The sequence below is a fragment of the Peribacillus folii genome, from assembly GCF_030271255.1.
In the GTDB taxonomy this organism is placed as follows: domain Bacteria; phylum Bacillota; class Bacilli; order Bacillales; family DSM-1321; genus Peribacillus.
Window position 1 is genome coordinate 88,366 of the sequence record NZ_JASJOM010000005.1, and the last position, 12,775, is coordinate 101,140.

At 38.2% G+C, this 12,775-nt stretch carries 8 protein-coding genes; 2 read left to right on the plus strand and 6 right to left on the minus strand.

Annotated elements, in window-relative coordinates:
- Positions 1-216 precede the first annotated feature (216 nt).
- A complete protein-coding gene (locus QNI08_RS09730; RefSeq protein ID WP_285767233.1) occupies positions 217-1,593 on the minus strand; it encodes an aminotransferase-like domain-containing protein in 1,377 nt (458 codons plus the stop codon).
- 151 nt (positions 1,594-1,744) lie between these two features.
- On the opposite strand from QNI08_RS09730, the gene QNI08_RS09735 reads away from it, so the two are divergent.
- Positions 1,745-2,647 carry a DMT family transporter gene (locus tag QNI08_RS09735; protein ID WP_285767234.1) on the plus strand — a complete coding sequence of 301 codons (903 nt, stop codon included), beginning with the start codon at positions 1,745-1,747 and terminating at the stop codon, positions 2,645-2,647.
- A gap of 135 nt (positions 2,648-2,782) precedes the next feature.
- Here QNI08_RS09735 and QNI08_RS09740 read toward each other — a convergent pair whose 3' ends face one another.
- Together QNI08_RS09740 and QNI08_RS09745 are read right to left on the minus strand one after the other, a co-directional pair.
- The gene (locus QNI08_RS09740; RefSeq protein ID WP_285767235.1) at positions 2,783-5,197 is read right to left on the minus strand and encodes a DEAD/DEAH box helicase family protein; all 2,415 of its coding nucleotides are present in this window, start codon (positions 5,195-5,197) and stop codon (positions 2,783-2,785) included.
- Positions 5,190-5,516 (minus strand): nucleoside triphosphate pyrophosphohydrolase, encoded by a 327-nt coding sequence (locus QNI08_RS09745; protein WP_285767236.1) that lies wholly within the window; start codon positions 5,514-5,516, stop codon positions 5,190-5,192. Before QNI08_RS09745 ends, QNI08_RS09740 begins: the two co-directional genes overlap by 8 nt.
- Positions 5,517-5,634: 118 nt before the next feature.
- Between QNI08_RS09745 and QNI08_RS09750 the strand changes: the two genes are divergently transcribed.
- On the plus strand, positions 5,635-6,048 hold the full coding sequence (locus QNI08_RS09750; protein WP_285767237.1) for a (deoxy)nucleoside triphosphate pyrophosphohydrolase: 414 nt from the start codon (positions 5,635-5,637) through the stop codon (positions 6,046-6,048).
- Positions 6,049-6,053: 5 nt separating this feature from the next.
- On the opposite strand, the gene QNI08_RS09755 is transcribed toward QNI08_RS09750, so the two are convergent.
- The 3 genes from QNI08_RS09755 to QNI08_RS09765 all read right to left on the minus strand — a co-directional run bounded on the left by QNI08_RS09755 (position 6,054) and on the right by QNI08_RS09765 (position 12,559).
- The gene (locus tag QNI08_RS09755) at positions 6,054-8,864 is read right to left on the minus strand and encodes a DEAD/DEAH box helicase (RefSeq protein WP_285767238.1); all 2,811 of its coding nucleotides are present in this window, start codon (positions 8,862-8,864) and stop codon (positions 6,054-6,056) included.
- Between the two features lie 556 nt (positions 8,865-9,420).
- Complete coding sequence (locus QNI08_RS09760) at positions 9,421-10,467, minus strand: 5-methylcytosine restriction system specificity protein McrC (protein ID WP_285767239.1); 1,047 nt, start codon at positions 10,465-10,467, stop codon at positions 9,421-9,423.
- The gene (locus tag QNI08_RS09765; RefSeq protein ID WP_285767240.1) at positions 10,454-12,559 is read right to left on the minus strand and encodes an AAA family ATPase; all 2,106 of its coding nucleotides are present in this window, start codon (positions 12,557-12,559) and stop codon (positions 10,454-10,456) included. The genes QNI08_RS09760 and QNI08_RS09765 overlap by 14 nt, the downstream gene beginning before the upstream one ends.
- Between the last annotated feature and the right edge of the window lie 216 nt (positions 12,560-12,775).

Sequence of the window (12,775 nt, forward strand, 5' to 3'; positions counted from 1 at the left end):
CATTCAATCATCCTATATATCGGAACCCCAGCTCTCTTTATTAAGATAAAAACCTTTAGCCGCAATAAAAATAATCCCGGCTCCATGGCAGCCCACTGATCGGAGCTACAACAAAAAAAACCTGCCAATGTAAACAGCCCCCCATTGTTAGACACGGCTAACAATCGGAGGTGAAGTTCACATTTTGGCGGGCTTCTACTTTTATCCGCACTTACCCTAGATTGGCAAAAAGTTGGTCGGCGTTCCATGATGTTTCCTGCTGTCAAGGATTGCAATGCACTCAGCCAGCAGCTTGATCCCCGGGAGAATTTGGCTCTCATTCACCTGGGAGATACTCAATCGGATCAGGTTTTCTTTTTTATATGGAGGTAAAAACATCCTCGAGGCATCATCCACATAGACATGCTGCTCGTGCAGCCGCTGGACGACCTGCTTCGCCTTCACATTCCCAGGCAAGCTGATCGAAAGATAAAACCCTGAAGCTGGTTTCGAAAAACTGGTGCTAGCCGGCAGCCATGCTTCACAGGCTTCTTGCACGATGCGCATCTTGGTCCGGTACACCTCTTTTACTTTTTTTAGGTGACTATTGAACATTCCGCTTTTCAAATAGATCTCCAGCGCACCTTGGGAAAGGGCCGAGCTCGTAAAATCCATACAGAATTTAGCCTGCAAAAAAGCGCGCATCATGATTGCTGGCAGAACGACCGTACCGATCCTTAACCCCGGGAGAAAAATTTTCGAAAGGCTTTTAATATAAATCACCCGCCCCGAAGGATCAAAGGAAAATAGCGGATCTGCTTTCGTATCCGGATCAAGGTCTCCTAATATATCATCCTCGACGATATAGACATCGTATTTTTCCGCCAGCTCGACGATTTTTTTCTTTTCACGATTCGTATAACCATGACCAAGCGGATTGTGAAACCTCGGGACGATATAGAAGAATTTAATATCATTATTCCGGAACATATATTCCAGCCGCTCAAGATCAATTCCTTCCATCGTTAATTCTATTCCAAACACGGTCGCCTGCTGCAGATGGAGGGACTCGATGAAGCCGAAATACGTAGGCTGTTCGATCAAAATATTGTTTTTCCCATTCGGAAACGGCAAAGATACCAATAAATGAAGGGCTTGCTGCGAGCCAGATACAACGACCAAGCTTTCCGGCTCGGTGAACACCTGCAGATTTTGCAGATAGTTCACCAATTGCACGCGCAGCGAGTACAGCCCTTGTGGATCGGAATAGGCAAAAAGCTCTTCTTTATATTGGTCAATCGCTTGATTCAAACAATGCTGAAACTCGACGTAAGGCATGATATTTTTATCCGGACCGGCAGACAAAAAATCAATTACCTCCCGCTCCTCCCTCGCTTGTTGAAAGTCATTGACCACATAATATCCGCTTTTCGGGACCGAATAAATGACATGCTCTTTTTCAAGCTCATCATAAGCTTTCATGACCGTGTTCTTGCTGCAGCGATAATCCTCGGACACCTGCCGAACAGAAGGAAGCTTACTCCCTGCCGTAAGCGAACCCTCCTCCAGCCGGCGCTTCATGTCCGCCATGATTTTTTCATATTTCGAGCTCATCAAATCGTCCTCCCCCTGATCTGTACCAGGACAGATTGATAAAACACTGGTTTATTTATCTTATGTGTACTCATATTATAGTAATTATAGCAGAACATTTTTTATCAATGGTACAGATTTGAAACAACTATCAGAATGGGAGCTGGATAGGATGCAAGGAGAAAATAGAGAAAAAATGGGTTTATTAGTGGGATTGATCGGGGTGATTTGCTTTAGTCTGACGCTCCCTGCCACGAGGATTGCCGTCGAGCATTTCGGCACGACGGTCGTCGGCTTAGGCAGAACGGTCGTTGCGGCCATGTTAGTCGCGGTCGTATTGGTCATACGCAAGGAAAAGCGGCCTTCACTCAAACAATTCAAAAGCCTCCTGATCGTTGCGCTCGGCGCCGTTTTAGGCTTTCCGCTCCTCACCTCGTGGGCCATGGAAGACCTGCCCGTTTCCCATGGCGCAGTGGAAGTGGCGCTATTGCCATTAGCGACAGCCGGATTTGCCATGCTTCGGGCCGGCGAAATCCCCTCGCTCAAATTCTGGATCTCAAGCGCCATCGGCTCCTTGGCCGTCATCGTCTATGCCCTCCACCTTGGATTCGGTTCCCTGCAATATGCCGACCTAGCCCTGCTGACAGCCGTGATCATCCTCGGCCTTAGCTACGCGGAAGGAGGAAAATTAGCGAAGGAACTAGGCAGCTGGCAGGTGATCGCCTGGGCAATCATCATCGGCGCCCCCTTCTTCATCATTCCGGTCGCCCTAAGCGTGACAACCGAAATGCTCCACGCCCCCATCCAAGCCTGGATCAGCTTCATCTATCTCGCCATCGTCAGCCAATTCCTCGCCTACGTCGCCTGGTACAGCGGCATGGCCATGGGCGGAATAGCCAAAGTCAGCCAAATCCAATACCTCCAGCCCTTTTTGATGATCCTATTCGCCACCCTATTCCTAAAAGAATCGATCACCTATTTTACAATTGTAATCGCTGTGATTGTGGTGTTTTCCGTTATTTTTGGGAAGGGTGCAGGTGTAGGGAAGAAGGTGGGGGTTGCTGGGGAGGGGTGATTGGTTAGGTATGCTAGGGGTTGATTGCATTGACAACTGTTAAGTAATTACCCGGCTATTCTCCCAACAAAAGGAACGTGTAGAGGGAAAGAGACATTCCCATCTGGTGATGTCTCTTTTTTAGTATTGATTTTTTTACTTCGCCTTCCGCTCAAAGTGATACTGAAGCCGATACTCACATATATCCTTAGTCATATTATACAGAACCCGCTGATCCTCTGATCTGACATCAAAGTTTAGTTTAAAACTATCATCCTCGTAAGAAATTAGCCCTTTAGAGCTTCCACTCCATTTAGACATAGGCATTGTTGAAATTAGCTTACTAACTCCTGCTTCATCGTAATCCCATAGCTTTTTAGAGGATTTGTCACTAAAGTCGATTTGTTTTCGATACTCTACTTCTGTTAAGTAGCTATGAAACAATGGTGCTGCTTCCTTAGAAGTGATGGGCTTGAACCAGCTATCCTCTCCTCGCTCTAGCATTGCTAACAAAACAACCATCTTATAGCTCTTCGCCATACCTGTTTTCTCTACCTCCACTAGCCATTGCTTATAGCGGTGAAAGATGTCTGATTCTTGCTCTGAATGCTCTTTAGCATACTCCAGGAAACCATAGTATGAAGAAAATTCCTGCCGATACTGCGGAGATTCAGAGGCACCTTTTAAATGTAATTCTAAATAAGATGGCCTTCTTCCTAACTCCTGCTTTAATAGGAAATAATCATTTACTAATGTATCTCGTCTAGGCTGCTTCTTTTTTGCCATTTCCTTTAAGAGATTAATAACTTGGATATCTAATTGTATCTCGCATAACTCCGGAACAACCGGTTCAATGGCTTTAGCCTTCCTATTCGGATCTGTATCAAACAAGCTTAATTTAACATCTGCATTTCGATAATTACCGATTAAATCAATAATAACGCAATGATTCTTGGAGTCATGTAGCCGTAGCCCTCTGCCAATCTGCTGGGTAAAGACCGTTAAAGATTCTGTTGGCCTAACAAATAACAGCGTATCAACCGCCGGAATATCGACTCCCTCATTGAATAAATTGACCGTAAAAATAACATCAAGAACTCCATCTGCGAGCTGATTGATTGCTTCATCTCGATTGATGTCTTTTTGCTTTGAATGCAGACTAATTGCGCTAAATCCGTTTTGATTAAAAAAGGTAGAAAGAAAGTCTGCTTGCTTAATGGATGAACAAAAACCAATTGTACGAGTCTTTCTTTTGTCCTTCCACGCATTCAATACCTTTTCAGCCATCTCATCTCTTAGTTGAAGCTGTAACAACTCCTGCTCATCATATCGATTTCCTAGCCAAGTAATCTGACTATAATCTGTATGATCATACACACCAAAATACTTAAATGGTGCTAACCAGTTCCGTTGAATAGCCTCAAGAAAATCGATTCGGAATGCAACATTTCCACCACAGATAGCGTATACGTCCTTGTTATCATTTCGATCTGGTGTGGCCGTAATTCCAAGCAAAAATTTCGGTTTGAAGTAATCGAGTACCCGTTGATAAGATTCAGCCGCTGCATGATGAAACTCATCGACGATAATCAAGTCAAATTCTTCAGGATCAAAAACTTGCAAATGCCGCTGCATGCTTAACGTGTAAATCGAAGCAAAGATGGTATGTCCGTCACTTTCCTTCACCTTGCCATTATAAATTGAAAAGCGCTCCTCGGGCATAACCGTTTGGAAAGACTTCTTCGCCTGATATAAAATCTCTTCAAGATGAGCGATAAACAGCACTCGTTTAAAACTGCGCGCAAAGAATCCGGCTAAATATGTCTTTCCTAACCCTGTCGCCATTACGACTAATGCCTTATCATAATCTTCTTCCATCGTTTTATTTAATTCCTCTAATGCTTCTATTTGCGCAAATCGAGGAGATATCTTCCCGTATGGCACAGTTGGTTCATGAATGATCTCCGTTGTTGGAATAGACTCATCACCCTCACTCGGAAGCATCAAATCCACTTCCTCTGTTTCTGTCCATTTTTTTGGCAGATTTGGATTAGTGATGTGAAACTTGTCATAGCTTTCTTTATAATTTTTCAACGTTTCTTGATTTAAAGGAATCGTTTGGTCACTATAAAACGTTTCTAAAAATAGATGCAGCCCTTGCGAAAAGACCACTTCATCCTCACTAACGGAAAGACTCCATTCCACTCCATTACTTAAGGCTGAACGCGAAAGATTAGATGATCCAACGAACAGGCTATCTTGATTTTCTTTTTGAAATAAATAAGCTTTAGGATGAAAGGAGACCCCATTACTCCTCCATAACCTGACCTCAATTCTTGCATCAATCTCTAGCAGCAGCCTTAATGCTTCTGGCTGGGTCACAAACAAATAATCGCCCGTACACACTTTAATTTCCGCTCCACGCTGCGCAGCTGCTTTTAATGCTTCCTTCAAATATTGAACACCAGATTTCATTACAAAAGAGGTTAAAATACAAATAGAAGAAGCAGAATCAATCTGCTTCAATAGATGTGATCCTAATTGACTGGTAATTAATTGGACCTTACTCATCTTCAACCTCAATTAGATAGATCTTCTCCTTAAATCCCCCGCGTTTATCCGCTTTACTTTTTCGTACTTCCTCCACTTCCTCGATAGAAGCCCCATGATATTCAGCAAGCGCATGAAGAATTTCTAACACATCGGCCAGCTCTTCAATCGCATCCTCTTTACTTTCAGTCTCTACATATTCCTGCAGCTCTTCAAAGCTCTTCTTTTTCAATTCTTTTATGTATTCTTTATCATCTAACACACGTGTTGTAAACTTCTTTCCTGTAGCTTCAATTACTTCAGGAATCCGATCACGAACTAATTTATTATGGACTGGCATACATATGCCTCCTTAAAGGTTTTCATACAATTATATCACGTACCCAGATTTTGTATTTATCACAAACATCACTTAATCATGATATGATCTAATCATAGCAAACCTATAGGAGGATAACATGAAAAAGCAAGTTAAGGTAGTTGCAGCCATCATTGAAAATGAAAAAGAAGAAATACTATGTGCGTTACGTTCTCCCGATATGAGCATCCCGAACATGTGGGAATTCCCAGGTGGGAAAGTAGAAAAAGGCGAGGATCTCTTTACTGCTCTAAAAAGAGAGATAGATGAGGAATTACAATGCAAGGTTGAAACAGAAACTTCAGTCTTTAATGATACTACACATGAATATGAAGGCTTTATCATTAACCTACTGTCAATAAAATGTAGAATCATTGGAGGTACCCCAACAGCCAATGAGCATTCTAAACTGATATGGTTAAAGCGAGAAAATTTAAGCTCCCTAAAATGGGCTCCTGCTGATATTCCAGCTGTGGAGCAATTAATAAATGAAAAAAATAGTCTTCTCAAATGAGAAGACTATACTCTTTTCGTGAACTCCGTATATAAACCAGCTGGGATTTCATTCTCTAATTCCATCTTAACGGTAATTGGCTTTTCTCCTTCATATTCTACGGTGTTACCCTTCCCGATATAAATATAAGGTTCTGTCTTTCCATCTATTTCTTTATACTTTCTAATAAATAAATGTAAATGGATCCCTCTATCCTGGTTGAATACAATATTCTTTCCTCTCTCAGAACTTGGGGCAGTACTATTCGGAGTCTGCCATTGAAACATCCGCTCGTTTATAAATTCATCGTGGTAATTAATGCTTTCTTTTATATCCTCTTCCTTGTGTAAATCAATAAACAAGAAATAGTCATTTCCATTCGAAAGTAAACCTGAACCCCTAAAGGCACTATGACTTTTGCGATAATTTGATAATAATGCAGCATCAGCCATTTGGTATTGTTCATACAGCTTTAAATGTGGCACACCATAGTAATCTTCTTTGAATTCCTTTTCATATCTAAAGATTCCATAAAAAATCAGATCCTCGATATATGCTCTATATTCATCATTCTCTAGAACCTTCTCATAAGTTGCTGTTTTAGAAAAATGACCATTTTCAAAAGCAAATAACTTTAAGTTCCTCTTTTTCTGACCAGGATCATAAAAATCCTGATTTAGACATTGAAAGGCATGCAATACGCTATCTTCATCTACCTCTTTAACTAACTTCAATATCTCATGTTTTGCGGTTTCTAAAGAAATCTCAGCATGATCCAATAGATATTTAGCAATCGCAAACTCATATACTCGCTTTATAGGTAGCTTACTTGATAACTCCCTTAATACACCTTCAAAAGCTTCGTCTAGTAATAGCCTTTTCAAGGAATCGTTTTTTTCTACCTTAGCTACAAATTGCAAATACGTTTTTTCGCGATTAATAAACTTAATAGGATCCGGAGCACCATCAAATTTCATATAATCCATTAATAATAAAGGCATTTTACCTTGATTCATTTTCTTAAATTCAAAGTACTCTTCCTTCAAATACTTCAAAGAATTAAAGTTTTCCTTATCAATTTGAGCTAATATCCGTTCTTCCGAGATTTTATCCATTTGGATATGTGTACAGCCTGGAATATTGGCAAAGCCAGTCGCAATTGCAACCTTCAAACTTTCTTTATCATAATAACGGCTTCCATTTAATGCGATGGCAATTAAGAACGTTTTACTATGGTTCCCAATGAAATCAAGGACTGTTAGGAAAGTCTTGTCTTTATGCTTACGAAGTCCTCGTCCTAGCTGTTGAATAAACACGATCGGAGAATTAGTAGGTCTAAGCATTAAAACAGTATTAACAGAAGGAATATCAACACCTTCATTAAAAATATCAACGGTGAAAATAAATTCTAAATCATCATGGTCATCTTCTAATCTACTTATATAATGTGCTCTCAGCTCAACTGAGTCATTTCCAGATAAACAGATACTTTGTATCCCTCTATTATTAAATTCCTGTGCCATATATTGTGCGTGTTCAACGGTTACGCAAAACCCTAGACCTTTTCTTTTGTCCCCGTCATGACCATAGAAGTTCATATTCTTAATAATAAAATCGACTCTCTCGTTAACCTTTAATCGCTTCGTGATCTCCGCTACATCGTCAATATCTACATCACTTAAATCAATTCCCTCAATGTCAGTAATACCAAAATAATGAAAGGGAATTACCAGTTCATCCTCTAAAGCCTCATGTAAACGAACCTCCAGGGCAACATTATTATCAAATAGGTTAAAAACATTTTGTTGATCGCTTCTCTCTGGCGTAGCTGTCATCCCTAATGTGAACTGAGGGATGACATATTCTAGCACGGCTTGATAGCTAGGGCTTGTCGCATGGTGAGCCTCGTCAAAAATAATATAATCAAATTCGTCTCGTTTAAATTCCTCGTAGCATTTAGACAAGGTTTGAATGGTGGAGAAAATATAATCAGCATGTTTTTGCTTTTGATTTCCAGTCAGTAATCCAAACGTCCGTTTTTCATTTGGTAGGAGCTTTTCAAAGGTATCTTTTGCCTTCTTTAATATTTCTTCTCTATGTACAATGAACAATAACCTTTTAGGCTTAAATCCCTTTACGTCAAAAGCAGACATATACGTTTTACCCGTACCTGTTGCTGCGATAACTAGGGCCTTCTTTTCCCCAAACGATCTAATTCTTTCAAGGTTTTCAACCGCACGTTTTTGCATGTTATTAGGAACAATATATTCAGAGCTTTCATAAATAAATTGCTGCGTATTCGTATAGCCCTTTAATTTACTCAAAAACTCTTCATACTTACTTATGAAATTGTCATCCGCTACGACACTACTATTCCACAAGCCATCATATTCCTTTAGTACATCTTTCAAAAATTGAGCATCCTCTTTAGCAATAATCTCGACATTCCACTCAATATTACTCTTAAGAGCACTTTGCGTAATATTTGATGAACCAATAATCACCTTGTAACGATCCTTAAATTCAAAAATATACGCCTTCGTATGAAAACCAATCGCCTTATCCGTTTCAAAAATCTTCAAATGAATATTACTAAACTCATTTACCTTCTTTAAAGCCTTCGCTTCAGTAAAATTCAGATAAGTAGAAGTAATAATCTTCCCCATTACTCCCCTTTTCTCCGCGTTCTTGAAAGTATCCAACAACAGCTGAAGACCACTGTAATTAATAAAGGCCACACTGAAATAAAACCTTTCACACTCATTTATAGAAGAAATTAATTCATTTAATAAATTACCCTTGTCCGAATTGACAATTAGCTTTTTCTCGATGATCATGGGGGTTGGCTCCTGACTGTGGTTGTATGAGAGAGTGCTTCAAACATAAAAATACATAGTTTAATACCTGAACCTTAATACCTAGATAATGATAGCATGGAATTTACCATAAAAAAACAGCTAACCAGAGGGGGCAGCTGCATAATCTTCATTTATTTCATATAATGTCTTATGTTACTAGTAATAAAATTAATGTCATTTACGATACGGTTCACCTTAACTAATCTAAATGAGGTTTACAAGGTCAAAAATCCCCCGAACCATAGTCCGAGAGAACATTTAAACACACTTCATATTTAAACCTATTGCCACAAAGCTATTTCAACTCTATCAACGCCACACACTCCACATGTGTTGTGAATAGGTCGCGGAAACTTTAGCTTAAATTGATGTAGCAGTGTTTACCGACAAGGACTGCAATGTTAGTTAACAGAAATCATTAATAATTGGCATTGCATTTCAACACTTTTTTATTTACTTCACATTTACTTATTATGTAAAAGTAAAATATCCAACTTGCGCTGAATGCATATAATATACATAACTTCTTATATAATTATTTGAAGAATTGAATAGTGTATGCAAACAAATCTGCTTTAATACCATTAAAATCTTGATTCAAATCGAGAGATAATACGAAAATTTCATTTCCCTTAATGTTGTACATATGGTTTGGTTGGTTTAATGCTGTTGTTCTACCATAAAGTAACATGCCACCTACTATTTCAGTAGATTTCTTGTTCCAATTATTTACGTAAGTAAAAATTTGATAGAGATTACCTGATTTTTGTTTTGACGCCCCTCCCTCAAATCTTGCGACCATATTCTCTGAATAGAACTTCGTATCCACAATCAGTGTTTTATTACCTTTTTGAAGCACAATATCAGTTTGCATGATTGGCAATGCTTCGATAAATCCATCATCAACGTTCCACTGAATTTGAGGACGTGATACAAGATAATCCGTTTCACGTTTAAAAAATGAATAGATGAATTTTTCGTATAAAGCCGAAAGCCTTTGTTCATCCTGTATTTGCTTCATAAATTGATATGTCGAATTTTCATCAAGTAATAGCTCTTCAAAAAGATATCTGCATACATCAATGATAAATTGATAGCGAATGTTTTGCCGATTATACTGGACATTATTCCAAAGCTGCAGGTTCATCTCTATGTCTGATACCTCAGCAAAATAAGGGAGAAAACCATAAAATAATCTACGAGTTTTTTGTTTTATTTTTGCTGAATGAGATAAGAAAACAAGAGTAGCTTTAATAATTTGATTCAACAATATATCTTCAGAAAACTCATCGTATATCACCACGAGCTTCTTATCTACCAACGCATTTTTCTTTATTGAAGAATTAATATCAATTTTCCCCTTGATAACACTGGAACTCTCCTCAACACATATGTAATCCTTAATTAATCCACCACGAATTAATACAGGTATTCCAATAGATAAAATTTCTGCATAAAGGTCTTTGACGTTTTCAAACTTTTCTGTTCCAATATGTTTATATTCTGAAAGATTCAAGGTTTGATATGCATATGAAAGCATATAATAGATATTACGAATTGGAATATTGCTATTTCTCTCCATCGCAACAACCCCTTAGTCGTTCTGCCCAATCCTTAGCCTTCTGTTCATCGTCAAACCAATACTCGAATAGCTGAGGAATAATTTCATATTCAACAACTTCTTCTACCCGATTTACAGAATCAACTTTATAAGCACTCCCTACAAAATAACTATGACCAATTTGAAATCCCGTACCAAGCTCTTCAACAATTTGATTATTTAAACTCTTGATTTCATCTATTACACGAATCAAAACTTCTGGATTATTTAATTTATCAACATACGACTTAAAGGTATCATTTTCAAATGCCGGTTTAATTTCGACGAATGAAAACCTTCTTCTAAGTGCATAGTCTAACAGCGCTAAACTTCTGTCGGCTGTATTCATCATACCTATGATATATAAGTTGGATGGAACTGAAAATTTATCGTTAGAGTATAGGAGATTGATTTGTTCCCCTCGCTTATCTGTTTCAATAAGCATCATCAATTCTCCAAATATTTTACTCATATTTCCTCGATTAATTTCATCAATAATGAAGAAATAATCACGCTCAGGATCACGTGCTGCTTTTCTTGCAAACTTCACAAATGGACCTTGTTTAAGTTCAAAACCATCACCCTCAGCTTTCGGACGGTAACCTTCAATAAAATCTTCATAACTGTAACTTTGGTGGAACTGAACCATTTGGACACGAGTCTCATCCTTTTCTTCCATCATCACATAAGCCAGACGTTTTACAATATACGTTTTTCCTACTCCGGGGGCACCCTTCATGATGAGATTCTTCTTATTTTCAAGTACAGAAATTAGTCGGGTCAGCTCCTTTTTTTCGATAAAAACATCGCAAAGAAAGTCATCAGTAGTAAAAGGTTCATTTTCTTGAACAGTAGGTTTAGATTCAATAAAACGAATGTAATAATCAATCGCACTCCCAGATACTCCTATATATTTTCTGTAGGATTCATCTGATACAACTACATCTTTCAATTGCTTCAATTGCTCAGTATCTGTTTCTCCAAATATTGAAGTATTAAAGTAGCTCTCTATATCCTTTAATGCGTTCACCTTTTGAGTAACCGTTTTATCGTTCAAACTGGTTCCATTGTCTGTGACTTGATTTGATAACCAAGTACGAAATTCATTTACTTCCGCAATTGTTGGATCAATGATGTCGTCATTTATCACCTGCTCAATTTCTTGAATCAGATCTGGGTAAGGACTCAGATATGTCATAGTCTTTTGCGCAAAAGTCTGACGCAGTTCCCACTTACCAACTTGCAGCCACTCCACTTTTCTTCTATGTTTGTACTCAGTTTTTTCACTATCGAAGTAATAATCTCCAGTAACGACTCCACGAGCGATGATTTTCTTAATTCCTTCTTTAGCATAAACAACGTCGCCTATCTGAATTTCACTATAAAAATCCCACACGGCTTTTGTATCGTTGATGGGACGCTTTCCATCAGCTCTCTGCTCTGATATTTCTCGTTCAATGGCTTCCTTAGAATCGTAGTTATTTAAATCACCTAGATAATCCCAACCAAGCCCAATCACACTTTCTGAATGAAAATTATCCCATAATCTTGAATGTTCCCCCGCCGAAATAACCCAATAGTTGATGCTATTATCAATTTCACCTTCTTGATTCGCAATTTTCTTTTCCTTTTTAGGATAAATTAAAGAAGGATTTTCATGGTAGTATAGAAATATTAGATAGGATCTAAGTAAAACACCCCAGTCGGGTATCCCCCCTAAATTGTCTGGCTTACTTCTTTTGCCACGATTAAATTCATCTTCGGCATATTTCTGTCTGAATTGTATTCTTCTAGTTCCAAACTCTTCTGGATATCGAGGTATTCCCTTACCAGTCACTAATTTTTCTATATCTTCATCACTTTGTTTTGTCATCTGTTGATAGACATTTTTAAATTCTGAATACAACTGGTAATCAAAGAAATTTTTCTTATATCCAGTACCAAGTTCAAACTTATCTAGTAGATAACCAAGTTGTTCAAGATAGGGAGAATACCAAATTCCGGTTTTTTCGCCAAGATTTTCAGTGACCCAAACTTTATATTTTTCTTTTTGAGAATTACCAAAATCATTCATAGTTTACCTCCAAAAAGTAAATTCTTTACTTAAATTATATCATTCTACAATTCAAAAAAACCGCTAGTTTCTACTAGCGGTCCCATCCTTATCAAAGCATATTATCTTTTACACGAAAAGTATCTTTCAATACTTCAGCTGCTTTGGTTCAATAAGTTTTATCTTATTTTAGAAAGCATCTATTAAATAAACAGTCTAAATAAAGCCGTCGAAACC

Excerpts from the sequence above, each read along its gene's own strand:
- QNI08_RS09730 (WP_285767233.1), bottom strand. The coding sequence starts at position 1,593 with ATGAGCTCGAAATATGAAAAAATCATGGCGGACATGAAGCGCCGGCTG.
- QNI08_RS09735 (WP_285767234.1), top strand. The coding sequence starts at position 1,745 with ATGCAAGGAGAAAATAGAGAAAAAATGGGTTTATTAGTGGGATTGATC.
- QNI08_RS09740 (WP_285767235.1), bottom strand. The coding sequence starts at position 5,197 with ATGAGTAAGGTCCAATTAATTACCAGTCAATTAGGATCACATCTATTG.
- QNI08_RS09745 (WP_285767236.1), bottom strand. The coding sequence starts at position 5,516 with ATGCCAGTCCATAATAAATTAGTTCGTGATCGGATTCCTGAAGTAATT.
- QNI08_RS09750 (WP_285767237.1), top strand. The coding sequence starts at position 5,635 with ATGAAAAAGCAAGTTAAGGTAGTTGCAGCCATCATTGAAAATGAAAAA.
- QNI08_RS09755 (WP_285767238.1), bottom strand. The coding sequence starts at position 8,864 with ATGATCATCGAGAAAAAGCTAATTGTCAATTCGGACAAGGGTAATTTA.
- QNI08_RS09760 (WP_285767239.1), bottom strand. The coding sequence starts at position 10,467 with ATGGAGAGAAATAGCAATATTCCAATTCGTAATATCTATTATATGCTT.
- QNI08_RS09765 (WP_285767240.1), bottom strand. The coding sequence starts at position 12,559 with ATGAATGATTTTGGTAATTCTCAAAAAGAAAAATATAAAGTTTGGGTC.